Annotated in this window: 27 protein-coding genes and 1 riboswitch; of the genes, 6 read left to right on the top strand and 21 right to left on the bottom strand. The window is 66.6% G+C overall.

The window, feature by feature from the left end; translation table 11 throughout:
- Window positions 1-152: 152 nt before the first annotated feature.
- Complete coding sequence (locus QN358_RS02785) at window positions 153-869, top strand: GntR family transcriptional regulator (protein WP_161580397.1); 717 nt, start codon at window positions 153-155, stop codon at window positions 867-869.
- A gap of 61 nt (window positions 870-930) precedes the next feature.
- Here the strand turns inward: QN358_RS02785 and QN358_RS02780 are convergent, their stop codons facing one another.
- The 12 genes from QN358_RS02780 to QN358_RS02725 all read right to left on the bottom strand — a co-directional run bounded on the left by QN358_RS02780 (window position 931) and on the right by QN358_RS02725 (window position 12,161).
- Window positions 931-2,166 (bottom strand): NAD(P)/FAD-dependent oxidoreductase, encoded by a 1,236-nt coding sequence (locus QN358_RS02780; RefSeq protein WP_323511523.1) that lies wholly within the window; start codon window positions 2,164-2,166, stop codon window positions 931-933.
- 62 nt (window positions 2,167-2,228) lie between these two features.
- Complete coding sequence (locus QN358_RS02775) at window positions 2,229-2,561, bottom strand: 2Fe-2S iron-sulfur cluster-binding protein (protein ID WP_136641852.1); 333 nt, start codon at window positions 2,559-2,561, stop codon at window positions 2,229-2,231.
- A gap of 2 nt (window positions 2,562-2,563) precedes the next feature.
- Window positions 2,564-3,538: a phosphotriesterase-related protein gene (locus tag QN358_RS02770; RefSeq protein WP_323511522.1), complete on the bottom strand. Its 975-nt coding sequence runs from the start codon at window positions 3,536-3,538 to the stop codon at window positions 2,564-2,566.
- The gene (locus QN358_RS02765) at window positions 3,535-4,368 is read right to left on the bottom strand and encodes an HpcH/HpaI aldolase family protein (RefSeq protein ID WP_323511521.1); all 834 of its coding nucleotides are present in this window, start codon (window positions 4,366-4,368) and stop codon (window positions 3,535-3,537) included. The genes QN358_RS02770 and QN358_RS02765 overlap by 4 nt, the downstream gene beginning before the upstream one ends.
- Entirely contained in the window at window positions 4,365-5,453 is a 1,089-nt protein-coding gene (locus tag QN358_RS02760) for an amidohydrolase family protein (RefSeq protein WP_323511520.1), read from the bottom strand. The genes QN358_RS02765 and QN358_RS02760 overlap by 4 nt, the downstream gene beginning before the upstream one ends.
- 7 nt (window positions 5,454-5,460) lie before the next feature.
- The gene (locus QN358_RS02755; protein ID WP_323511519.1) at window positions 5,461-6,153 is read right to left on the bottom strand and encodes a Rieske (2Fe-2S) protein; all 693 of its coding nucleotides are present in this window, start codon (window positions 6,151-6,153) and stop codon (window positions 5,461-5,463) included.
- 7 nt (window positions 6,154-6,160) lie between these two features.
- The gene (locus QN358_RS02750) at window positions 6,161-7,396 is read right to left on the bottom strand and encodes an alpha-hydroxy acid oxidase (protein WP_323511518.1); all 1,236 of its coding nucleotides are present in this window, start codon (window positions 7,394-7,396) and stop codon (window positions 6,161-6,163) included.
- Entirely contained in the window at window positions 7,396-8,556 is a 1,161-nt protein-coding gene (locus tag QN358_RS02745) for an amidohydrolase family protein (protein ID WP_323511517.1), read from the bottom strand. Before QN358_RS02745 ends, QN358_RS02750 begins: the two co-directional genes overlap by 1 nt.
- An 11-nt stretch (window positions 8,557-8,567) precedes the next feature.
- Complete coding sequence (locus QN358_RS02740) at window positions 8,568-9,905, bottom strand: MFS transporter (protein WP_323511516.1); 1,338 nt, start codon at window positions 9,903-9,905, stop codon at window positions 8,568-8,570.
- 130 nt (window positions 9,906-10,035) lie between these two features.
- The gene (locus QN358_RS02735) at window positions 10,036-10,479 is read right to left on the bottom strand and encodes a VOC family protein (protein WP_323511515.1); all 444 of its coding nucleotides are present in this window, start codon (window positions 10,477-10,479) and stop codon (window positions 10,036-10,038) included.
- A gap of 12 nt (window positions 10,480-10,491) precedes the next feature.
- Window positions 10,492-10,881, bottom strand: coding sequence for a VOC family protein (locus tag QN358_RS02730; RefSeq protein WP_323511514.1), 390 nt, complete (start codon window positions 10,879-10,881; stop codon window positions 10,492-10,494).
- Between the two features lie 113 nt (window positions 10,882-10,994).
- Window positions 10,995-12,161 (bottom strand): helix-turn-helix transcriptional regulator, encoded by a 1,167-nt coding sequence (locus QN358_RS02725; RefSeq protein WP_323511513.1) that lies wholly within the window; start codon window positions 12,159-12,161, stop codon window positions 10,995-10,997.
- Between the two features lie 100 nt (window positions 12,162-12,261).
- Here QN358_RS02725 and QN358_RS02720 point away from each other — a divergent pair, with 100 nt between their 5' ends.
- Window positions 12,262-12,687 carry a VOC family protein gene (locus QN358_RS02720; protein WP_323511512.1) on the top strand — a complete coding sequence of 142 codons (426 nt, stop codon included), beginning with the start codon at window positions 12,262-12,264 and terminating at the stop codon, window positions 12,685-12,687.
- Window positions 12,688-12,911: 224 nt separating this feature from the next.
- Window positions 12,912-13,454, top strand: coding sequence for a HEAT repeat domain-containing protein (locus tag QN358_RS02715; protein ID WP_323511511.1), 543 nt, complete (start codon window positions 12,912-12,914; stop codon window positions 13,452-13,454).
- Between the two features lie 28 nt (window positions 13,455-13,482).
- Here the strand turns inward: QN358_RS02715 and QN358_RS02710 are convergent, their stop codons facing one another.
- Complete coding sequence (locus tag QN358_RS02710; protein WP_323511510.1) at window positions 13,483-13,941, bottom strand: MarR family winged helix-turn-helix transcriptional regulator; 459 nt, start codon at window positions 13,939-13,941, stop codon at window positions 13,483-13,485.
- A 76-nt stretch (window positions 13,942-14,017) separates the two neighbouring features.
- Between QN358_RS02710 and QN358_RS02705 the strand changes: the two genes are divergently transcribed.
- Together QN358_RS02705 and QN358_RS02700 are read left to right on the top strand one after the other, a co-directional pair.
- Window positions 14,018-14,980: a zinc-binding alcohol dehydrogenase family protein gene (locus QN358_RS02705; protein ID WP_323511509.1), complete on the top strand. Its 963-nt coding sequence runs from the start codon at window positions 14,018-14,020 to the stop codon at window positions 14,978-14,980.
- Between the two features lie 111 nt (window positions 14,981-15,091).
- Window positions 15,092-15,442: a hypothetical protein gene (locus tag QN358_RS02700; RefSeq protein ID WP_136641867.1), complete on the top strand. Its 351-nt coding sequence runs from the start codon at window positions 15,092-15,094 to the stop codon at window positions 15,440-15,442.
- A 60-nt stretch (window positions 15,443-15,502) separates the two neighbouring features.
- Here the strand turns inward: QN358_RS02700 and QN358_RS02695 are convergent, their stop codons facing one another.
- From QN358_RS02695 to QN358_RS02670, 6 genes are all read right to left on the bottom strand, one after another.
- Window positions 15,503-15,817 carry an ATP-dependent DNA ligase gene (locus QN358_RS02695; protein WP_136641868.1) on the bottom strand — a complete coding sequence of 105 codons (315 nt, stop codon included), beginning with the start codon at window positions 15,815-15,817 and terminating at the stop codon, window positions 15,503-15,505.
- A gap of 29 nt (window positions 15,818-15,846) precedes the next feature.
- Window positions 15,847-16,200 carry a hypothetical protein gene (locus tag QN358_RS02690; protein ID WP_136641869.1) on the bottom strand — a complete coding sequence of 118 codons (354 nt, stop codon included), beginning with the start codon at window positions 16,198-16,200 and terminating at the stop codon, window positions 15,847-15,849.
- A gap of 165 nt (window positions 16,201-16,365) precedes the next feature.
- On the bottom strand, window positions 16,366-17,274 hold the full coding sequence (thiD, locus tag QN358_RS02685) for a bifunctional hydroxymethylpyrimidine kinase/phosphomethylpyrimidine kinase (RefSeq protein ID WP_323511508.1): 909 nt from the start codon (window positions 17,272-17,274) through the stop codon (window positions 16,366-16,368).
- A complete protein-coding gene (thiE, locus tag QN358_RS02680; protein WP_323511507.1) occupies window positions 17,267-17,992 on the bottom strand; it encodes a thiamine phosphate synthase in 726 nt (241 codons plus the stop codon). The genes thiD and thiE overlap by 8 nt, the downstream gene beginning before the upstream one ends.
- Window positions 17,989-18,897, bottom strand: a complete 909-nt coding sequence (gene thiM / locus QN358_RS02675; RefSeq protein ID WP_323511506.1) for a hydroxyethylthiazole kinase — start codon at window positions 18,895-18,897, stop codon at window positions 17,989-17,991. Before thiM ends, thiE begins: the two co-directional genes overlap by 4 nt.
- Window positions 18,889-18,984, bottom strand: a riboswitch (TPP riboswitch). It overlaps the preceding gene by 9 nt.
- A 46-nt stretch (window positions 18,985-19,030) precedes the next feature.
- The gene (locus tag QN358_RS02670) at window positions 19,031-19,828 is read right to left on the bottom strand and encodes an alpha/beta hydrolase (RefSeq protein WP_323511505.1); all 798 of its coding nucleotides are present in this window, start codon (window positions 19,826-19,828) and stop codon (window positions 19,031-19,033) included.
- 78 nt (window positions 19,829-19,906) lie between these two features.
- On the opposite strand from QN358_RS02670, the gene QN358_RS02665 reads away from it, so the two are divergent.
- Window positions 19,907-20,950: an AI-2E family transporter gene (locus QN358_RS02665; protein ID WP_323511504.1), complete on the top strand. Its 1,044-nt coding sequence runs from the start codon at window positions 19,907-19,909 to the stop codon at window positions 20,948-20,950.
- Window positions 20,951-20,956: 6 nt separating this feature from the next.
- On the opposite strand, the gene QN358_RS02660 is transcribed toward QN358_RS02665, so the two are convergent.
- Complete coding sequence (locus tag QN358_RS02660) at window positions 20,957-21,763, bottom strand: phosphate ABC transporter ATP-binding protein (protein ID WP_201799265.1); 807 nt, start codon at window positions 21,761-21,763, stop codon at window positions 20,957-20,959.
- Between the two features lie 118 nt (window positions 21,764-21,881).
- On the bottom strand, window positions 21,882-22,749 hold an 868-nt coding region (locus tag QN358_RS02655; protein WP_323511503.1), incomplete at its 5' end, for a sortase.

Raw genomic sequence — 22,749 nt, 5'->3', positions numbered from 1 at the left:
CCCCTCGCCGCCATCCATCGAGAGGGCAGAAACGCTCCGAAACAGGATGATTTTGGAGAGACTTTGCCCTCTCGATGGCGGATGCGCGGGCGGGGTTGACGAGGGCGGGGTGGGAGAGGGCGCTGGAGGAGTTCATGCGCGAGACTGTCGGTATGAGCTTTACGGAGGTTCCCCGACGCGAGTTGTTGGGTCAGGCCGTGGCCTCGGTCATCCGCAATCAGATTCTGGGCGGCGAGATACACCAGGGTGAACGGCTGGCGCTGGCGCCGCTCTCGCTGAAGATGGAGATGAGCATCACGCCCGTACGGGAGGCACTGCTGCTGCTCGCCCAAGACGGCTGGGTCGTGCACGAAGCCCACCGCGGGTTTCGTGTCGCAGCAATTCGGCGTGACGATGTCATCGACACCTACCTGATGTGGGCCACCGCTGAGGGTGAGATCGCCGCCCGCGCCGCAGCACGCCGCGAGACGGCCGACATCGTGCGCCTGCGCGCCATCGACGCGCGACTGAACGAGATGCAAGACCACCACACGGGCGACGCTCTCGCGCTGAACACCGAGCTGCACGTCTCGGTGCACCAGATCGCGGATGCCCCGAAGCTGGCCTGGTTCGCCGACGCGGCCGCACGACTCGTGCCGCTGCGGTTCGCCGATTCTTTCACGTCTGTTCCGGGCTGGGCCGAGGTCAACCGATACGGTCACACCTCGATCATCGACAGCATCGAAGCGGGCAATATCGCCCGCTCCCGCGTGCTGATGCACGACCACTTCATGCTGACGGCCGACCTGCTACTGCGTCGCCTCGACGCGATCTCCTTCTGGGAGGCATCCGTCTCAGAGAACGATCTCGAGACGCAGCCCACCGAGTAGACACCGACCAGAGCCGCCCGGCGTTCTCGTACGATGCATCACCGGCAATGCACGGCCGGCCTCACGCCGCCCGCGAATAGGCCTTCAGGTCGAACAGGGGGTCGGCGGCCTGTGCCACGGTCAGTGGCAGGTGATGGCTCAGGATGCGGCGGGCGGCTAGGTGGTCGGCGGTGTTGTTGACCGACTCGACTCCGAGCAGGTGGTCGCCACGAAAGCAGAAGACCGAGAACTTGCCGCACGCGGGGTCTCCGCGAAGCACCGGATCGCCCGCAACGTCTACGATGCCCGCGATCTGCAGTTTGTCGGCGCCCTGCTGCGACCAGAACCAGGGTAGTTCGACGTACTCGGTCGGCTGGCCTGTGAGCGTCTTCGCCAGAACCTTGGCCTGGTCGACCGCGTTCTGCACCGACTCGAGGCGGGTGATTGTTCCGGTGTGGGCGTTCGGGTAGCTGCAGCAGTCGCCGATCGCGTAGACGAACGGGTCGCTGGTGCGCAGGTACGAGTCGACTTCGATGCCGTTCGAAACACCGACCCCAGCCATCCGGCCGAGTTCGACGTTGGGCTCGACGCCGATTCCGACGACCACCAGGTCGGCGGCGTAGAGGGCGCCGCTGGTGCCGACTCCCCCGGTCACGTGGCCGTCGACCCCGGTGAGGCGGGCGATGCCCTCGCCGAGCCGAATGGCGACGGAGGCGTCGCCGTGCAACTGCGAGAAGTGCCGCGACATGGGTTCGGAGAGCACCCGGCCCATGATGCGCTCGCCCCGCTCGAGCACGGTCACGGCGACGCCGCGCTGGCTGGCGCTGGCCGCGAACTCGAGCCCGATGAACCCGCCGCCCACCACGAGGGCAGTTCTGGCACGCTCGAGTTCGACGCGCAGTGCCGTCGCATCGTCGAGCGTGCGCAGGTAGTGCACGCCGTCGAGCTCGACACCCTCGATGGCGAGCTGGCGGTTTCGGGCGCCGGTCGCCAGTACCAGAGCGGCGTAGCCCAGAGCATCGCCGGCGGATGAGGTGATCAGCCGGGTGGCCGCATCGACGCCGGTCACCGAGACGCCCCGGTGAAATGTGATGTCACGCTCGGCGAAGAACTTCTCCGCCCGCAGCGGCAGCGCCGACGGGTCGTCGGCCGTGCCCAGGAAGTCTTTCGAGAGCGGCGGCCGCTGGTAGGGCAGGTGAGCTTCGGTCGCAAAGACGTCGATCGGCCCGTTGTAGCCCTCAGTGCGCAGCGAGTCGGCGAGCTGGATGCCCGCCTGCCCGCCTCCGACGATGACGACGCCGGGCGCCCCACCATTCAAGCGACGCTCCCCGCCGACCCCACCATCCGGGCGACGCTCTCCGCCGACCCCACCCACCCCGCTCACTCCTCGACCTGCATCGACGGCAGGTCGACCACGATCGACTCGAGCCGCGAGCCCATCTTCAGCTGGCAGCCGAGCCGCGACCGCTCCTCATCCCGCGGCGCTGCCGTCTCTTCGAGCATCTCTTCTTCGTCGTCGTTCATCGGCGCCAGAGCGGCCAGAAACTCGTCGCGCACGTAGACGTGGCAGGTGGCGCACATGGCCTGGCCACCGCACTCCCCCACGATGCCGTCGACGCCGTTCGTCACGGCGGCGCGCATCACCGACGTGCCCGGCACAACCTCGATGACCTGTTCGTCGCCGTTCGGGTGAACATAGGTGATGGAGGGCATGGTTATCGACGACCCGTCAGCACTCGGGCGGCATTCGTCACCATGATCTGGCGAATGCTCTCCTCCGACACCCCGCGTTCCCGGATGGCCGGCAGAATGTTGTCGGAGATGTGGGCGTGGTGCCAGTTCGGCGACACCCGCGAGCGCCACGACGGCGGTGTGTTGATGCTGAAGATTCCGGCGTCGTGCGAGAGCGTGATCTTCTCGGCGTAGCCCAGTTCGATCAGCTGCACGAGCATCTCGATGCGGCGATCGTCGTGCAGAACCTGTTCCATGCCGAAGCGGTCGAGCCCGATGGTCGAGCCGTTGTCCATCAGCTCTTTCAGGTAGTCGAGGTCGGTCGAGTCGCCGCAGTGCCCGATCAGCACGTTCTCCAGCGGCACGCCGGCCTTCCTGAAGAACTCCTGCTGCAGTCGCCCGGTGAAGTGTTCGACATGGGTGTGGGTCGAGATGGTGGCACCCGTCGCTTTGTGGGCCTCTGCCGCCGCGTTCATGACCCGCTCGACGCCCGGTGTGATGCCGAACTCGTCGGTGGCGATCTTGATGAACACGGCCTTCACGCCCGAGTCACCGATGCCCTCGGTGATGTCACGCACGAAGAACTCGGTCATCAGCTCCGGACCGTCGACCATCAGCCCCGGCCCGTGGGTCTGAAAGAACGACGGCAGGTCTTTGAAGGTGTAAAACCCCGTGGCGACCACGATGTTGAGGTCGACGCGGGCGGCGACCTGCTGAATGCGCGGAATGTAGCGCCCGAGCCCCGGCACCGTGAGGTCGACCATCGTGTCGATTCCTTTGGCCTTCAACGCGGTGAGCGCATCGACAGCCTTCTGAATCATCGGCTCTTCGCCCTCCCACTCGGGGTCGGGCCAGTTCTGCTCGATCTCGGGGTTCTTCGTGAAGATGTGCTCGTGCGTCAGGGTCACGCCGATGTCTTCGACAGCGATAGGCCCGCGAACGGTTTCGATGGTTGTCATTTCACTAACACTTTCGTTGTATTCGTTTCAGCTGAATCGGTGGCGCGCTTCTCAGACGGGTTCCGGATGATCACGCCATAACTCTGCGGAGTCGACGTGCGCGCCGTGGCCAGCGCCGACCTGATCATGGTTATGTCGCTCGCGACGGTGACCATGCGAAACCCGTCGGCCGAGCGGCGAGCCGCGTTGCCGGTAATGGCGGCGACTTTGCCGGCGCGGGCACACGCATCCTGAATCGCCGCGATGGCCGCCAGCTGGATCTGGTCGCCCGACTGTTCGACGCCAACGGGCAGGCCTCCGAGGCTCACGGCGAGGTCGGCCGGCCCGATGTACACGCCGTCGACGCCCGGGGTGGCGAGTATCTCGTCGACGTTCGCCAGGCCCTTCGCCGACTCGATCATCACCAGGCAGATGACCTGGGCGTTGACTGTGGCCGGGTCGCTTCCGAGCCCGTAGACAGCCCGGAGCGGGCCCCAGCTGCGCTGGCCGAGAGGGTGGTACCGGCAGGCGGCGGCTGCACCCGCCGCCGCGGCGGCGTCTTCGATCATGGGCACGATGACGCCTTCGGCCCCGGCATCCAGAGCCTGGCCGATGAGGGCGACATCGTTCTTCGCCACCCGTACGAGCGGAGTCGTCTCCGACCGGGCGACCGCCCGGAGCATCTCGAGCAGAGTGTCGGCCGAGGTGGTGCCGTGCTGCTGATCGAGGTACACGTAGTCGAACCCGGCGAGCGCGAACTCTTCGGCGATCTGGGCGCTGCCCAGCATGCACGACAGACCCACGGCCGTCTCGCCCGCCGCCAGCACCTCGAGCAGATGGTTGGTACTCACAGTCGGTACCAGTCGCGCGCCGACTCGCTCATCAGCTTCGGGCGCATCGACTCGGGAACCACCTCGAGCAGCTTCTCGAGCGAGTCTTCGTGCAGGTGGGGGTAGTCGGTCGCGAACATCAACAGGTCTTCTGACCCGAGCCAGTCGACGATGCGCTTCGACTCTTCAACGGTGCCGAGATCGCTCGGTGCGACCGAGAACCGCATGTGGTCGCGCACGATCTCGAGCGGCAGGCGGTCGACCCATGGGGTTTCGCGGCGAAGGCCCTTCCACTTCTTGTTCATGCTCCAGCCCCACATGGGCACCCAGCTGAAGCCGCCCTCCATGACGGCGACACGCAGGGTGGGGAACTTCTGAAAGGTGCCCTCGAACACCATGCTCGTGAGCTGGGCGAGGTACACCTGCGTCTCGGCGGCGTACTGCTCGGCGTAGTACGACGAGTAGCCGGTGGGCGACGGGGCGTCTTCTGTGGTGCCGCCCCACTGCAGGCCCACGACGAGGTTGTTGCGGGTCGCCGCCTCGTAGATGGGGTAGAAGATGCGCTGGCCATAGAGCCGCTCAGACCGCACCGGCAGCATCACCTGCACGAAGCCGGGGTGCGAGCCCACGCGGTCGATCTCGGCCGCCGCCGCGATCGGGTCACGGGCCGGAATGACGAGCGACGCCGCCAGTCGGGGGTCTTTGTCGAGCCACTCGGCGATGATCCAGTCATTGACCGAACGCGCCAGTGCGGGTGCCCAGTCAGGGTGCCGCAACGAATCGATTCCGTAGTAGCAGTTCACGATGGCGCGGTCGACCTGCCAGGGGTCGAGAATGTCACTCTGCAGCATCCGGAGCCTCGATGCGGGCTCTTCACCGTCGTGACGCCATTCGGGCCTGGCGGTCGTGGTGGCACCGGGTGGGTATGAGTAGCGGGGGCCGGTGGGGCCGCGCCAGCCTCTCTCCTGGGTGCCCTGAACCCACACCGGCTCCATGTAGTCGAAGAGCGATTCGATCGAGGGCACGTTGGCGTGCACGTCGCAATCGATGATCGACCCTGACCAGAGGTCGGTGCGGTTGGTGCCTGAGAGCAGTGCGGTCGTCATTGTCGGCTCATTTCTCTGTCTGGGGTGCGCGCGTGAGGGGCGCACGATCGTTGATGGTCGTCTGCGTGCGGGCCGAGGTGGGAACGACGGCGGGTATGGCGCACGCGTGTGCCTGCTGTTCGGCGGTGCCCGGGTGGTCTGGGGTCCCTTCGCCTGAGGCGGCGCCGGCTGCTGCGACTCCGGCTCCGGATGCCCGGGGCTGGGCTTTCAGCGACAGCACCACGTACTCGGCCTCGACTCCCACCTCGATGGTCTCGGCCTTGTAGGGGCCAGCGATTCGGCCCACACTGCCGGCGCTCACCTGCTCGGAGACCGATTCGCCGGCCTCGACCTCGACACCGAACGGGCGGGCGTGCAGGTTCTTCGGATCCCAGTACGACTGCCCGGTGCGAATGTCGAACTCCCAGTTGTGCCACGGGCATGCCAGCAGATCTTGACCGGTGTTGAGGGTCATGTTGCCAGGACCCGTCGACTGGATCTCGTTCAGCACCTGCCCGACGCAGAGCGGGCCGCCCAGGTGCGGGCAGCGGTTCAGCATGGCGAAGAACTCGCCGCGAATGTTGAAGATGCCTATGGATCGGCCGTTGATCTCGACGATCAGCCGGCCGGTGGCGGGAAACTCGGCGACCCGGCAGACCACGTAGCGTTGGAGGCGCTTCGAGGGTTTCGCGGGTGCCTGAGTTGCGTTTTCTGCGTTCATGAGCAGCTCACTTTCGGGTCAGAAGGTCGGGCAACTCTGCAGCCGCCGCCTCGGTGTTCAACCACGACGCATCCAGTGCACCCACCGAGGTGCAGCCGAGCAGCCGCATCGTACGAATCATCTCTGCGCGCAGAATCTCGAGCACGTGCGAGACCCCGGCCTCGCCGCCCGCGGCCAAGCCGTAGGCCGGATAACGGCCCACGAGCACGGCTTTCGCGCCCAGCGAGAGGGCCTTGATGACATCACTGCCGCGCCGAACGCCGCTGTCGAGCAGAATCTCGACGTCGCCGCCCACCGCGTCGGCGATGCGCGTGAGCACGTTCATCGTGGCCGGGGCGCCGTCGAGCTGGCGGCCGCCGTGGTTCGACACGATTATGCCGTCGGCGCCGAGACTGGCGGCCTTTCGGGCGTCGGCCACGGTGAGAATGCCCTTGATGACGAGCGGCCCGTCCCAGTTCGAACGCATCCAGCGAATGTCTTGCCACGAGGGCGAGTGCGAGTCTTTGCCGGTGCGCGTCATCTCGGTGAGCTCCATCGGTTTGCCGTCGCTTGTGAGATCGGCGGTGTTGGGCAGCTCGAACGGCATGCCGTCGCGCATGAACCGGTACACCCAACCGGGTCGAGTGCTCATGCGGGGTGCCATGCGCGCGATGTTGGCGAGGTTGATGCGCATGTTGTAACTGAACCCGTTGCGAAAGTCTTTCTCGCGGTTGCCGGCCACCGCGGTGTCGATCGTGGCGACGAGGGCGCCGAACCCGGCGGTCTGTGCCCGCCGCACCAGCGACTGCATCGCGTCTTCGTTCGAGAACCGGTACGCCTGAAACCACTGCTGACCAGGCGTCTGGGCGATCTCTTCGAGCGAATAGCCCGAGGCCGAGGTCGCCACGTGAACGGTGCCCGCACGGCTGGCTGCCCGCGCGATTCCGAGATCGCCCTCGGGATGCACCAGGCGCATGCCACCGCACGGCGCGGTCATCACCGGCAGCGAGAGGTCACAGCCGAGCACGCGGGTGCGGAGGTCGGGCTCCGCCACCCACGTCGCCCCGCGAGGAGCGAACGAGAGGTCGGAGAACGCCTTTGTGTTGCGACCCAGCGTCACTTCGTCTTCGGCCCCGCCGTCGACGTAGTCGAAGATGGCCTTGGGCAGCCGCTTCGCCGCCGACGCCCGGGCATCGGTGTAGTTGCGGATCGTCTGAAGGCGGCGGTCGGTCTGCGCGTCAGTGAAAGAGGAGAGCAGCGACATCAGAACTCCGTCGGAGAGGGCAGCCCGCTGTCTGGCAGCAGCGGCAGGCCGTAGAGCTTCGACGCGTTCTCGCCCAGGATGCGGCGGCGGCGGTCTTCGGGAAAGCTCTCGGGCACCGACTCGTACGGTGAGTCGAAATCCCAGTGCGGGTAGTCAGAGGAGAACATCAAGCGGTCGGCAAAACCGGCCTCCTCGAACATCTGGTAGACCCCTTCGGTCTGTTCCGGATGCTCGGGCTCTTCGAGGGGCTGCGTACTGAACCAGAAGTGCTCCTTGAGGTACTCGGAGGGCTTTCGCGCCAGGTGGCTCACCTCGTCGCGCAACTTCGAGTACGTGGCATCCAGTCGCCAGCTGTAGGGCACCACCCAGTCCCAGCCGAGTTCGAGCGCGGCGATCTTCAGCTTCGGAAAGTGGTCGAAGACACCCTCGAAGACGAAGCTCGGCACCATGGCGAGCGGCAGCACGGCGAACGCGGCGTGCATCTCCGAGTAGAAGTTCTGGCGGCCGGCGCCCGTGGGCTGGCGGCCCATTCCTGGCACGTGAAAGCCCAACGGAATGTTGTACCGCTCGCAGGCCTCGAAGATGGGCCAGTAGCGGCGCTTTCCGATCGGGTCGGCACCCGCCGGCGACATCAGCACCTGAACGAACTTGTCGCCGTTCGGGCCCTCCTTGCAGCGCTCGATCTCTTCGACGGCGCCCGGCAGGTCGCGGGCGATAGAGATGGATGCCCTGAAGCGGTCATCCGCGCCGCACCACGTGTAGGCGAGAGCATCGTTGTACGCGCTGTAGAGCGAGATCGCCATGTCGTGCGGCATGTTCACGCCGCCGTTGGTGATGATGTACGCCTGCGGGCAGGTGAGCACGACGGCCGACATGTCGAACATGTCGACGACCTGCTCGACCGCGAGCTGCGGGTCGACGCCCACCCGGCCGTTCTCGTCGATGGCGTCGAGCCGGTGGGTGAACTCGCGTTGGGCGGGCGACACTCCCCCGCCGAAACCGCCGAGGCCGTAGCGGCTGATGTAGTCACGCCACTTCTGCGGCAGGTGTTCGGCGACCTGTTTGTCGGTCGGCGTCGGCATCGGGTGAAAATCGACGTCGATAACACCGAGCTTGCGCGGCGAGGTGACCGCGGCGGGAGTGGTCTCTGTGATGGTCATGACTTTCCTTTCTAGAGCACGTCTTTGTAGGTCTCTTTGGCGAAGAAGACAGCCACGAGGGCGATCACATTCACCAGCACGCTGAAGAGCGCAACGTAGATGGTGTTCGGCGGGCCTCCCGCTGCGAGCAACAGAGCCGCGCAGATGAGCGGGGTGAGGCCGCCGACCGACCCGGCGATCTGGTAGCCGAGCGAGGCACCCGTGTAACGCAGGTGCGTCGGGAAGAGCTCGCCGAGCCACGCGGCCATCGGGCTGTAGCAGATGGAGTGGCCGATGCCGATGAGACCCATGGTCACATAGACGCCGCCGAGGTCGTGCGCGTTCAGTTGGTCGAGCATGAAGAACACGCTCACCGCCTGAATCACGAGCCCGATCGTGACCACGAGCTTTCGGCCCCAGTAGTCAGAGAGCGTGCCGAAGATCGGTTGGCCCAGAAAGCCGATGGCCGCCGTGAACAGCACAACATTCGACATCTCCGAGGCGGTGAACCCCACCTGCAGGCCGTATGCGGCGGCGAACGTCGAATACACCGAGCTGATGGCGAACGGCCCGACAACCAGACAGATCGAGATGATCAGCGCCTTGGGGCGGCGCAGCACCTCCAGAATCGGTGCCTTCTGTTTCACAGTCGCCGTGACCGCTGCCTTCTGTGCCGCCAGAAAGATGGGGCTCTCGTGGATGCCGAGACGAATCCACAGGCCGACGATCACCAGCACTGCCGAGAACAGGAACGGCAGCCGCCAGCCCCACCTGAGGAGTTCGTCTTTGGGCAGCAGTGCCACCAGCGCGAACACCCCCGTCGCGAGCAGGATGCCCCCGGTCAGCCCCATCTGGGGAAAACTACTCGAGAACCCCCGCCGCTTCGGCGAGTGCTCCATGGCGATCAGCACGGCACCGCCCCACTCGCCGCCGGCTGCGATGCCCTGCAGAAAGCGCAGCACGACAAGGATGATCGGTGCGCCCATGCCGATCTGGGCATAGGTGGGGAGGAGGCCGATGATCGTGGTGCCGATTCCCATCAGGATGATCGAGAGTACGAGCATCCGTTTGCGACCGATTCGGTCACCGAAGTGCCCCCAGATCGCTCCCCCGATGGGGCGGGCGAAGAAGCCCACCGCAAGCGTGGCGAAGGAGGCGAGCGTGCCGACGCCCGGGGCCACCTCCGGAAAGAAGACGAGCGGAAACACGATCGCCGAGGCAATGCCGAAGACGTAGAAGTCGTACCACTCGATGAGGGCCCCGACGAAGCTCGAGACGAGAACGCGTCGAATCTCCTTCGGCGTCGAAACGGTGACGGTCGCTCCCTCAGGATCGATCACACCCGTCGTAGTTCCTGCTGTTTCGTTCACAAAGATCCTCCATCGCATCTGTGACTGCCGCGTCGTCGCGTGGGGTTTACGCTAGCACATTTATCTTTTATAAAATATTAAAGATACGCGAACAACATGGCGCGAGATCAGTCTCTCCCGCGTTGGCGCGTCAACTGCCGAGCGGGGCCGCCAGCTCGAGATTGATGTCGTCGGGGTCTTGCAACGACACAATGACAAGGTTGAAGTCGGGCAGCGGCGTGACCTCGCCGTGAACGACCCCGGCGGCAGTCAACCGTTCGGCCGCGGCGTGCAGCTCGGCGACCGTCGCCACGGCAAAGCTCAGATGATCGAGCCCCACCCGGTTCGGGTTGAACCGGTCATCCTTCGGCGCCACCGGGCGGAGCCCCATGATTTGGCCGGCGAACGTGAATGAGCAGCCGCCATACAGACGCGCGGGGTCGTCATGGATGCTCGGGTCGTCGATCTGGTCGCTGAAATCGTTGCCGGGTGGAGTGCCGAACAGGCTCTCGTAGAAGGCCTTGCTGCGGCCGATGTCGGTCACCGTGAGACGGATGTGCGAGAACCCCCGCGGCTGAAAGACCTGAGACGTCATGCCCCTATCGTCTCAGCTCTCGCCGACAGCGGTGGGCTCCGTGTGAGCGGCGGGCTGCCACAGCTCGACGCGGTTGCCCTCCGGGTCGGTGAACCAGCCGAATCTGCCGAAGTCGAAGCTCTCGCGGTGGTTGTCGACCTCGACACCGAGCTCGGCCAGTCTGTCTAGCATGGCATCGAGATCATCGACCTGCAGGTTGATCATCACGTTCTGCGACCGCGGAAAGTACTCATCGTCGGCGCCGAACAGCGCGAACACCACCTGGGTGCGCTGCTCGCTGGCGGGAAACGCGAAGTAGCCACCCGACCGGCCGAGGCCGAGGTGCTTCTCGTACCAGCCGTACAGGGCCTCGGGGTCGTGGGCGCGCACGAACGCGCCTCCGAAAGCGGTGATCGACGCCATCAGGCCTCCCATTCAGAACTGAATTCCCTGATCATACGCGCTCAGAAGCGTACGAGAACAGGAGATTCGCTGGGCAGCGTGCGTACGGCAACCATCACCCCGAAACTCCTGTTCTAAGGTTCGATCACGGCCGGCACCGACCGACTCCGCTCAGTGGTCGCAGCCGCAGCTGTGGCCGCATAGCGGGCGGCGAGCACCCCGAACGCGGCCGCCAATTCGGGCGGCCCCACCAGCTCGATGTCGGTGTCGAACCGGCCCAGAGACGCCGCGAGCGCCACCCACGACCACGAGCCGGCGACCAGGCTGCACCGATGGGGGCCGAGGTCTTCGACAGCCTCTCCCTCTGCGAAGGGCAGCACCTCACGGGCGGGCAGGTTCAGGATGACCGTTGCCACGCACGGCCAGCCCCCACCCTGCTCTGACCCTGCGAAGCGCGCCGCCACGAACGCCTGCACGCTGGCACCTCCCGGCAACTCGCGCCGAGAGAACCGCGGCCCCGGGGCACTCCTCGGCTCGACGCGGTCGACGCGAAAGATGCGCCAGTCGGCCTTCTCCAGATCCCACGCCACGAGGTACCAGCGTGCCCGCGAGGTGACGAGGTGGTGCGGCTCGACACGGCGCGGCCCGCGAGGCACGGGCTGCTCGCTCGGCTCAGGCACAGACGCAGACCCAGACCCAGACTCAGACTCAGACTCAGACACAGACGCAGACCCAGGCTCATACAAAGACCCAGACGCCTCCGCATAGTCGAAGCGCAGCACCTCACGGGCTCGAATCGCCAGCGACAGCGCCACAAGCACATAGGGTGACACCGTCTCGCGACCGCCTCCTCCCCCGGTGCTTCTGCCCGCCGCCGTGGTCGCCGCCGCGCCGGCCGCGACCCCCGTCGACCGCTCGGGAACCGCCGTGAACTGCAGCGCGTCGAGTCGGTGCCGCAGCCGCGACGGCATCACCTGGCGCACCGTTGCCAGCGCACGAACCGCGGCCTCCCCCACGCCGGCGCCCGCCACGATCGCCGACTGCAACCCCACCGCGAGCGCCACAGCCTGTTCGTCATCGAACAGCAACGGCGGCAGTTCGCTGCCCGCCTCGAGTCGGTAGCCTGCGCCGGGGCCCTTGGTGGCGCGCACGCGGTACCCCATCTCGCGCAACCGATCGACGTCGCGGCGAACGGTTCGCTGGCTGACCTCGAGCCGGTCGGCCAACAGCTGACCCGGCCAGTCGCGACCCGTCTGCAACAGCGAGAGCACCAGCAGCAGGCGTGAGGTCGTCGAAATCATGGGTCTCATGCTAATTCGAATAGAGGCCCGAACCTGTCCTGCACTGGCGCGAGAGTAGACGCAGTCGGGACAAGCCCGGCACCACCCAGCAGGAGCAACCATGACGATCACCACCACCCCTCACCTCAACTTTCGGGGCAACGCTCGTGCGGCGCTCGAGTTCTACCACTCGGTCTTCGGCGGCCAGTTGGTCGTTCTGACGAACGAACAGGCCCACAGCACCCAGACGCCCGCCGAGGCCCAGCAGGTCAAGTTCGGCCAGGTCGTGGGCGACAGCGGCTTTCAGATCATGGCCTACGACGTTCCCGCGAGCGTGTCGTACGAGCAGGGCGACAAGTCGCTCTTCGTGTCGGTGCGCGGCACCTCGGCAGAGCAGATCATCGAACTCTGGGGCCGGCTCTCGGCAGGGTCGACCGTCATCGAAGATCTGGCGCCGTCGTTCTTCTCCCCTGCCTACGGAATGCTGAAAGACAGCTTCGGCGTGGTGTGGGTACTCGATGTGGCGGTTGCGTACGAGCCCGCATGACCCGGTGAGAGCGGGGGGGGGGGGGGGGGGGGGGGGGGGCGCCCCCCCCCCCCCCCCCCCCCCCCCCCCCCCCCCCCCCCCCCCCCCCCCCCCCCCCCCCCCCCCCCCCCCCCCCCCCTTTTTTTAGATGTGTATAAGAGACAGCACCAGCACCAGCACCAGCACCAGCACCAGCACCAGCACCAGCACCAGCATGCCGAGCACACGGTACCCTTGAGTCACTCATGGCAGACAACCACGCATCACACGTATCCCCCACCGACTCGCTCGAGGCACGCCTCGACGCCGCCGTCGAACTCGACGGAGCCGACACTGTTGCGCGCCGGGCCGCCGCGCTGCTCGCCGGCGGTTACGAGGGTGAAGACTTCTTGCGGGTTGTCGGCGGCGCGCACGCCGAGGGCATTCTGGGCGGGGCTCCGGCCCTGTACTGGCCCGAGCTGTGGGGAGCCCGTGCTCTGCTCTACATCTGGAACGATGCTGCGACGCCCGTCGTCATCGCGAATCTCGCCAACCAGTCGTGGCGCGTGCGCGAGATGTGCGCGAAGGTGTGTGCCGCCCACGGTCTCGGCACACCGAAGGAGCTTGCCCGGCTGACGACCGACGAGCAGTCCCGGGTGCGCCAAGCCGCTGCCCGTGCGCTGGTGACGATCGGCGACGCCTCGAGCATCGGTACCCTCGAAGTGATGCTGCGCGACCACGACAAAGAAGCCCGTCGCACCGCACAGCAGTCGCTCACAGCGCTGCACACGCGCCTGAACGAGGCGTAGCCCGAGCGCTGCCTGACCGCCGCGCCGCCTACGCCCCCGGGCCGACGGCCGCGAACAGCGTGGCTGCGAGGCGCACGAGGGCAGCACGATCGGCCTCTGACGACGGTCGCAGCAGCGCGTCGAGGCCCAACGAGACCTCTTCGACGAGCTCGGCTGCGAGGGTATGCGCAGCAGCGGTCAGCTCGACGAGGGTGACCCTGGCATCCGTCGGCGAACCCCGTCGCACGACGAGGCCTCTGCGCTCGGCCCGGTCGATGAGGCCGGAGACCGACGAGCGGTCGAGTTCGAGTACGTCGGCGATGGCCGCCATGCTCGGGGTGCGGTCGCGAAGAATTCCGAGCAGCCGCAGCTGGGTGACCGAGAGGTCGTGCACCGACGCGACCCGCGTGAGAACGAGCTGAACGGCGAAACTGAGTTGCACCAAGGCGTCGACCACCAGGGGTGTCTCGCCGACGCCGGATCTCGTTTCGCTGGGTTCGCTGGGCATGTTCCGATGATAGTTGATTTAGTTGGTGTCACCAAGTATATGATTGGCGACACCAACTAAATCGAAGGAGGGCGCCATGCACGCCGCCGTTGTCAGAGACTGGGCCACCGCGCCCCGCTACGAAGTGTTCGCCGACCCCATAACGCTCGGCGAACACGAGGAGGTGGTCGAGGTGCTGGCGTCGGGCCTGCACCCCCGCGTGCGTTCGCAGGCCGCGGGCTCGCACTACACCTCGACCGACACTCTGCCGCTCATCCCCGGCATCGACGGCGTCGGCCGCCGCGCCGACGGTACGCTGGTGTACTTCGTTCTCCCCGACACGAACTTGGGGGCTCTCGCAGAGCAGACGGTGGTGGATGCCCGCCGCCTGGTCACCCTGCCCGCGAGTTCTGACCCGGTCGTACTCGCGGCGGCGATGAACCCCGCCATGTCATCGTGGATCGCTCTTCGCGACCGCCTCTCGTTCACCACCGGCGAGTCGGTGCTGATCATGGGTGCCACCGGCTCGGCCGGCCAGCTGGCCGTGCAGGTGGCGAAGCATCTCGGCGCCGGCGAGATCGTCGTGGCCGGACGAGGCCAAGCGCGGCTCGATCTGTTGAGGGCACTCGGCGCTGACAGAACCATCGACCTGGCAGGCCCCCTCGAGCAGGTCGCCGCCGACTACGCCGCGCGAGCGGCCGAGGTCGACGTGGTGCTCGACTACCTCTGGGGGCCGCCGACCGAGCTGGCGCTGCCCGCGCTTCTGCAAGCGCGACGCGACCGTGGCCGCCTTCTCTCCTGGATCGAGATCGGATCGGTTGCGGGCCCCGACATTGCGCTGCCGTCGGCCGCCCTGCGTCAGGCCAACGTGCATTTTCTGGGCAGCGGGCAGGGCTCGGCGAGCACCGCCGGCATCCTCGCCAGCCTGCCGGCTCTCGTCGAAGAGCTCAGCCGGGGCAGTTTTGTGATCGATGCCGTGACCCGGCCGCTTCGTGACGTCGAGGCGGTATGGGGCGAGCGCAGCCAGAGTTCGGGTGAACGAATCGTGCTGGTGCCCTGACGGGTCGGCCTGCGCCGTGCACGGCCGACCCTTTATACCTCCCGAACCCCCGCTTCGCCAACTGTCACATTCTGGCTAGGTCAGTGTCGGCCTGTCTGATTCACTCGGAATATGAGACAGCTACATTACGGCGCCGGCGTCATCACCGTGAGCTTCGCCGTGTGCTCGGCCGTGTTCGACTACACGGTGGCACTCGCGAATGCGGGGCGCACCGAGCGCATCACGGTTCCCGTGCTGGTCGACGGCGAGAGGGGCTTCTCAAACCTGCTGCTCGGGCCGACCACGCAGTTGTACTGCACCTCACCCGACAGCGCTGCTGTCAGTGCGGCCGACAGTACGGTCGATCTCGACGACGCGGAGCTCATCGAGACGCTCGCGCGAAAGACCGCCGAACTGGCCGAGAACCCGCCACTTGTCGCGTCGAACCATGAACTCGACATCGAGACCATCGACCTGGACTGAACGGGCCGGGCCCCGGCGGGCTCCGACCCAGACCGTCAGGCCAGGCCCCGGCCGTTCGGGTCAGGCCGGAGCCTGCGCCAGCTTCTCGGCGATGAGTTCGAGTCCGCCGGCGCTGTTGGCGCGGTTCATCATGGCCTCGATCCAGGCCCGGTTCAGCGGTATTCGCTTCGAACCGTAGTAGCTGAATTCGACGAACATGTGCGGGTGCATCCAGAGCGTGTTGTGACCGCTGCTGAGGTCGGAGGAGCGTTCCCAGGTGAACGAGAAACTTTCGCCCCGGCGCAGCTTGGTGAGAATGACGGCCTGCAGGTGCGCAAGGTCACGATCGTCGATCGAGATGGGCTTCGCCGCCGGACCGTAGGTGAGAGTGCCCATGCGAGCAGAATATCAGGTCGTTTTGGTGGCTACGGCCTCGACGAGTGCCGCCCGGCGACCGAAGCGGATGCACCAGGAAGCAAGGCCCGGCGCTCTTCGACGCTGCGGTGCGCGAACAGCAGCACCGACCGCAGCGGCTCGGCGGCCGAGATACGGGCCGGTGCGCTTCGCCAGAACTCGAGGAAGATCTCACCTGTCAGTTCTTCAGCGAGAAGTTTGTCATCGATACCGGCACACACGATGCCGTGCACGCGGGCCGACATGACGTCGTAGAAATCACCGAATGCGTCGTGATCACCCTGCGCCACACGCCGCAGAAGGTCGGCGGCGAACGACAGCCCGGAGACAGGTGGATCGTCGGCTACTGCGTCGTGAATGCTCATGAATTACCCCTGTGATCAGCGAATCGCTGCCAGGGTCTTGGGCAACACTTGACGATACCAAGGGTCTCAGCCGACGACCGGAATCGGTTTGACACTTGACGAGCGCGACATGCTGTGCATACGGCGCAGATCAGTTGCAGACGCCGAGGTACCGCTCGGCCTCCGTCACCAGAGCGGCCGCGGCGCTTTCTGGTCGGGCGGTGCGGGCGAGTTCTGCGCAGCGACCGACCACAGCGCGTGCAAGTGGCTGATCGGGCCCCGGCCGGTTCCCACCTCGAGGGCGTCGGCGTGCCGAAGGCTGTCGAGCAGCCAGTGCTTCGAGAGCGTCAGCGAGCGGACCCAGTCGAGGGTCTGAGCCTGGCGGGTTGCGAGCGCAGACGACAGCGAGCATCCGGTGCCGTGAGTGTTCACCGTGGCGACCCTCTCACCGGTTGATTCGAAGAGCCCAGCGGCGACCCTGCCCGAGGCGTCGACCAGGGCGTCGGGGCTCAGGGCTCCCTCGAGGTGGCCGCCTTTGGCGAGCACGATCGCTCCGGTGTCGGCCGACAGGCGCCGGGCCTGCTCGAGCGCCGTGGCCCAGTCGGGTGCCAGGGGTGCGCCGACAAGCACGGCAAGCTCAGGCAGGTTGGGCGTCACGAGGTCGGCGAACGGCACGAGACGCCGTACGGCGTCTTCGGCGTCGGCGGCGAGCAGACGGTGACCACTCGTCGACACCATCACGGGGTCGAGCACCACGATCGGCGGCCGCACCGTGTCGAGCCAGCCTCGCACGACAGCCACGGTGACGGCCTCCCCGAGCATTCCGATCTTGACGGCGTCGATGACAACGTCGTCGCTCACCGCGTCGAGCTGTTCACGCAGAAACTCGGGCGGCGGCGTGTGCACCGAACGCACCCCGTGCGTGTTCTGGGCCACGAGCGCGGTCACGACGGCCATGCCGTAGCCGCCGTTCGCCGCGATGCTCTTCAGATCGGCCTGGATGCCCGCCCCACCGGTGGGGTCGGTGCCCGCGATGCTCAGCACTCGTGGCACGGCTCGGGCGAAGGGGGCTGGGCGGTCGGTGGGGCTACTCATCGTCGCGCTCGCCGACCCGGCGGGCGACGGGGGCAGTGGTATCGGCGGTGGGCGAGTTCCACGCGGCGACGAGCAGTTCGGCCTCGCGCCGAGGGTCGGCGGCGAGGCACAGAAGGGAGACCACCGCGGCGCCGACGCCTCCGGCCTGACGGATGGCCGGCAGGTCATCCCGCCGCACTCCCCCGATGGCAACGCACGGCACTGAGCTGGCCAGAGCGAAGCCCGCGAAACCGTCGATTCCCAGGGGTTCTGGATGATCGGCTTTCGTGCTCGTCGGGCGAATGACCCCCACGCCCGCGTAGCTCACGGTGCCGGGCGTCAGGGCGCCGATGGCGTCGAAGTGCGCCGCCGTGTTCGCCGTCAGGCCCACGATCGCCTCGGAGCCCACCAGCTCGCGAACCCACCGCACCGGCAGGTCGCCCTGGCCCACGTGCACCCCCTGAACCCACGCACCCGCGGCCTTCGCCGCCAGATACACGTCGACTCGATCGTTCATCAGCACGGTGGCATGCCCCTGGCAGACCTGCCCCACCGCAACCAACAGCTCGAACGCCTCAGCGGCCGACTCATTCTTCGCGCGCACCTGAACGGTGTGCACCCCGCCGAGCACGGCCTGCCGAACGGTCTCGACGACGCCCCGGTCGCCACACAGCGCGGTGTCGGTCACGAAGTAGACCGCGGGGTCGAAGCCGCGCGGAGCCGAACTCAGAGCGGTCACGCGAGCACGAAGCGTTCGCGCAGCTGGTCGCCGGTCAGCTTCGCCAGAGCGTCGACGAATTCGGCCGCAAACGAGCCGGGCCCGGATGCCCGTTCCGCCGCGATCTCGGCCGCAACCGTGTACGCGGTGATCGCCGCGACCGTCGCGTCGAACGCGTCGGCGCTTCCTGCGGAGGCGGCCGCGTCGGTACTGGCCGCATCGGTACTTGCCGTGTCGGCGGCCGCGCCGAGGAACGCCGCCATGACGGCGCCGAGCGCGCACCCGCCACCGGTGACGCGGGTGAGCAACGCGTCTCCGTTCGCCAGACGCAGGGTTCGAGTGCCGTCGGTGACGATGTCGATGGGGCCGGAGATGGCCACGACCGAACCGAAGGTGCGCGCGAGGTGCTGTGCGGCATCCAGAGCATCGTCACCCGTGTCGGTGGAGTCGACGCCCCGCCCACCCGCGCCGCCGCCCGCAAGCGCAATGATCTCGGAGGGGTTGCCGCGCACGAGGGTCGGCCGGTGCGCAACAAGCTCGGCGGCGAGCGCGGTGCGCACCGGCAGCGACCCGATGGCGACGGGGTCGAGCACCCAGGATGTGCCGTGCGCGAGGGCCGACAGAGCCGCCTCGAGCATGGCTTCACGCTGTTCGGCGTGCGGGGTTCCAAGGTTGATGAGCAGGCCGGAGGCCACCGCGGCGAACGGCCCGGCCTCTGCCGGGATGTCGACCATGGCGGCCGATGCCCCGACGGCAAGCAGCACGTTTGCGGTGAAGTTCACCACCACGCTGTTGGTGATGCACTGCACGAGCGGCGGTTGCGCGCGCACCCGGTCGAGAAGCGCTATGGATCGTTCGACGATGTCGTGCGCGGTCGTCGCTGCGGTCGTTTCTGCGGTCGTTTCTGGTGCCAGGCGAATGGTCATTCGCGACATCCCTTCGCTAGTGCTAACTAGATCAGGTTCAACGGGTCTCATCTCAGCCCGCTGTGTGGGGCACCCCGTGTCACTCAGCACGATTCTAGCGGGCACCGCCCGCCGGCGACTCAGCGGGGAAGGGTCAGGAGGTGGCGGCGATGAGGGCGAGAGCCTCGCTCACCACGCGGGCGGGGTCGTCGCGCTGAATGGAGTGTGCGGCGCCCTCGACCACGGCGAACGTGATCGCTGGGTTGGCCGTCGCGAGTGACAGGCCTTCGGCCTCGGAGAACACCGGAGGTTCGATTGCCGGGTCTGCGCCGAGAATCCGCATGCGCCGGGTCGTGTTGGCGACGACCGCACCGACGTTCCACGGCACATTGTCGAGCAGGGAGTGCTCGACGACGAACGGGCTGATGGCGCGGGCCGCGATGAGTTTCTGGTGGGCGTCTTCGGCGTGCCAGCGGGGGTTCTCGGCCAGATGGTCGGCGACAGTGCCCGAGAGCAGAGCCGACGCCATCTCGTGGGCGATGCCCGGAACCGCGTCGTCAGCCGCGGCGAAGAGCGGGTCGAGCAGCAGTGCTGCAACGGCCCACTCGGGGTGGCCTGCGAGCGTGTGACCCGTGATGGCGCCGCCGAGCGAGTGCCCGATGACGAGGGTGTAGGGGCGGGCATCCGGAGCAGCCAACCGCAGCAGGTCGGCGCTGAATTCGGGCAGCGTGTAGCTGAGAGTGCGCGGTGCGAGCCCATGGCCGCGGAGGTCTGGAGCTTCTACGAAGAACCCCTCGGCGGCGAGCAGGCTGGCGACCTGCCACCACACCGCCCCGGCCGAGGTGAGACCGTGCACGAGCAGAATTCGGCGCTCTGAGCGGGGGTCGCCCCACGACGTGACGGGAAGTTGCACAGAAACGGCCGAACGCGCAGACACGACGGGAGCACTCATGGCACCAACTTACCGGCGCGCATTCGTTAGGCTCAGCACCAGTCGAAGGCTCCTTCGACTGAGGGGTGGGGATGCACGGTGAAATCGAACGCGTTCAGAGCGGGTTTTCTGGCGACACTCGGCGGTCTGATCGCCCTGGTGCTGGGGCTGGCTGTGTCGTCGATCGCGACGGTTCTCGTCTACCTCGCCGCGGCGCTGTTCATCGGGCTCGGCCTCGACCCCATCGTGCGCCTCATCGAGCGTCGGGGTCTGAAACGCATCTGGGCGATCAGCATCGTCTTCGCGGGCTTCGTCGTTGTGCTGGTGGGTATGCTCTTTCTCATCGTGCCCGTGGCCATCACCGAGGGCGCCTCGCTCATCTCGTCGCTGCCCACGTCGGTCTCCGATCTCGCCGGGCAGTCGTGGTTCGTGTCGCTGAATGCCTCACTCGGCGGCGTCATCGACCTGAAAGCCATCTCGGCCTCGCTCGGAACCTTTCTGAGCGATCCGCAGAACCTGCTCACCCTCGGCGGCGGCCTGGTGAAGGTGGGCAGCACGGTCATCGGCGGCGTGTTCGGAACCATCACCATCGTGATTCTCTCGCTCTTCTTCCTCGGTTCGCTCGACGCCTCGAAGAACGCGCTCTACCTCATGGTGCCGGCCTCCCGCCGCGGTGGCGTCATCACCATCTCCGAGCAGATCATCTCGTCGGTGGGCAAGTACACCATCGGCCAGGTGATCCTCGCGGCATCGAACGGAGTGCTCGGCTTCATCGCGATGAGCATCATCGGGGTACCGTTCGCCGGTGTGCTGGCGGTGATCGCGTTTCTGCTCGCGCTCATCCCGCTCATCGGCACGATCATCAGCGCGGTGCTCATCACCCTCATCGCGCTCTCCGCCTCGCCGTGGGCCGCTCTCGCCGTCGGCATCTACTTCCTGGTCTATATGCAGGTCGAGGCATATTACTTCAGCCCGAAGGTGATGAGCCGGGCTGTGGATGTTCCGGGCATCCTCGTCGTCATCGGGGCCCTTGTCGGAGGAACCCTGCTCGGGGTACTCGGGGCACTGGTGGCCGTGCCGGTCACCGCTGCGATTCTGATCATCGTCAAGCAGGTCGTGATTCCTCGCCAGCAGCTCGCCTGATCGGGGTCAGCCGAACACGCCGTTCACGTAGTCGTATGTGCGCGAGTCGATCGGGTCGGAGAACATCGCGTCGGTGTCGCCGTGTTCGACGATGCCCCCCGGTTGCCCCTGCGCCGCGAGGAAGAACGCACACTGCGTCGACACCCGCTGCGCCTGCTGCATGTTGTGCGTCACGATCACGATCGTCACGTCGTTCACCAGCTCGAGCATGGTCTCTTCGATCACGCGCGTCGAGGTGGGATCGAGTGCCGAGCACGGCTCGTCCATCAGCAGCACGGCGGGCGTCACAGCCAGCGAACGTGCGATACACAGGCGTTGCTGTTGACCACCCGACAGTCCGCCACCAGGCGAACGGAGACGGTCGTTCACTTCCCTCCAGAGCCCCGCCTTGGTGAGGCAGTTCTCGACCAGGAAGTCGCGTTCGTCTTTCGACGCACGCGTGCCGGTGAGTTTGAGCCCGGCCAGAACGTTGTCGTAGATCGACATGGCCGGAAACGGGTTGGGCTTTTGAAAGACCATGCCGATGCTCTTGCGAGCGTCGACCAACTTTCGATCGGCGTTGTAGATGTCACTACCGTCGATGAGCACTTCACCGGCGAGGCTGGCCGAGGGCACAAGCTCGTGCATGCGGTTCAGAATGCGCAGGAATGTCGACTTGCCGCAACCGGAGGGGCCGATGAGCGACGTGATGACGCCGGCGGGCATGGTGAGCGAGACCCGATCAAGCACTTGGTGGTCGCCGAACCACGCAGAGATGTTGCGCGCTTCGAGGGCGGCAAGCGATGGCTGCCCGGCCTCCGATGCAGCACGCATGCTGCGCCGGCTCTGCGGTGGCAGCACCTCGGTGATGTCGTTTGGTGGCAGGGAGGTCATGGCAGTCGATTCTCTACGGTTCGGCGAGGTGGGGCATTTCGGGGTGGGCCCGCGGTGGTCACAGCAGGTTGGGCAGCAGCAGTGTCATCTGGTTGGCCACGTACAGCGCGGCGAGCAGCGACAGCGGAACGAATACCACCCAGGTCTTCTGCGCACCGATTCGGCGGTATGCCCACACCGCCGCCATCTCGACCACGAGCAGAAACTGCAGGGCGAACACGAGCGCCCAGGCGGTTGATGTGTCGGTCGACATGGCCAGCTCGGCAGACGGTAGAGCGATGAAGGTGGTCTGTCGTTTGCCGGCGGGCTGCACCAGGCTGGTCAGCTGGGTGTCGACATAGGCGATCGCTGTGGGAATGAAGGCCGGCCCTCGTGCCGTCACAAGCGTCAGCCGACTGGTACCCGGGGCGTAGGTGGGCACCGGGTCGCCGGCGTAGCGAACGCCGATCACGGCAAAGGTCTGCGAACCCTGACCGGTGAGCACGGTCATCCGGTCGCCCGGAGCCAGCTCTTGAATCCGCGAGAACGGGCCGCCGTAGGCCGCGGCGCGGGCCATCACGGTACTGATTCCCGCCTGACCGGGCAGCACGGAGTCACGCCGGTGGCCTGGGCCACCTTCGAGCACCGAGGCCGAGGTGCCTTCGCTGAAGACCTCGTGCACTCCGATCGAGGGAATATCGATGATGCCCAGCGGCGTCGCGTCAGCAACAAGGCTGTTGTCGAAGGTGGCCTCGCTGACCGGTGCGGTACCGGCCGCCAGCGACACCCTCAGTTCGTTCATGGCCTGCTGCTGCGAGACGGCATGCTGAATGTGGCTGAGAACCATGAGGTTGGCCGCAAACGCGAAGAGCATGGCGGCGACCAGAATCAGCACACCGCGGAGAAAGATCTGAAGGGGGGTGAGCGGCTGTCTCTTATACACATCT

Source organism: Subtercola sp. RTI3, from assembly GCF_035018625.1.
In the GTDB taxonomy this organism is placed as follows: domain Bacteria; phylum Actinomycetota; class Actinomycetes; order Actinomycetales; family Microbacteriaceae; genus Subtercola; species Subtercola vilae.
The sequence above is the reverse complement of the archived record's forward strand: the minus strand, read 5'-3'. Positions and strand labels throughout refer to the sequence as shown.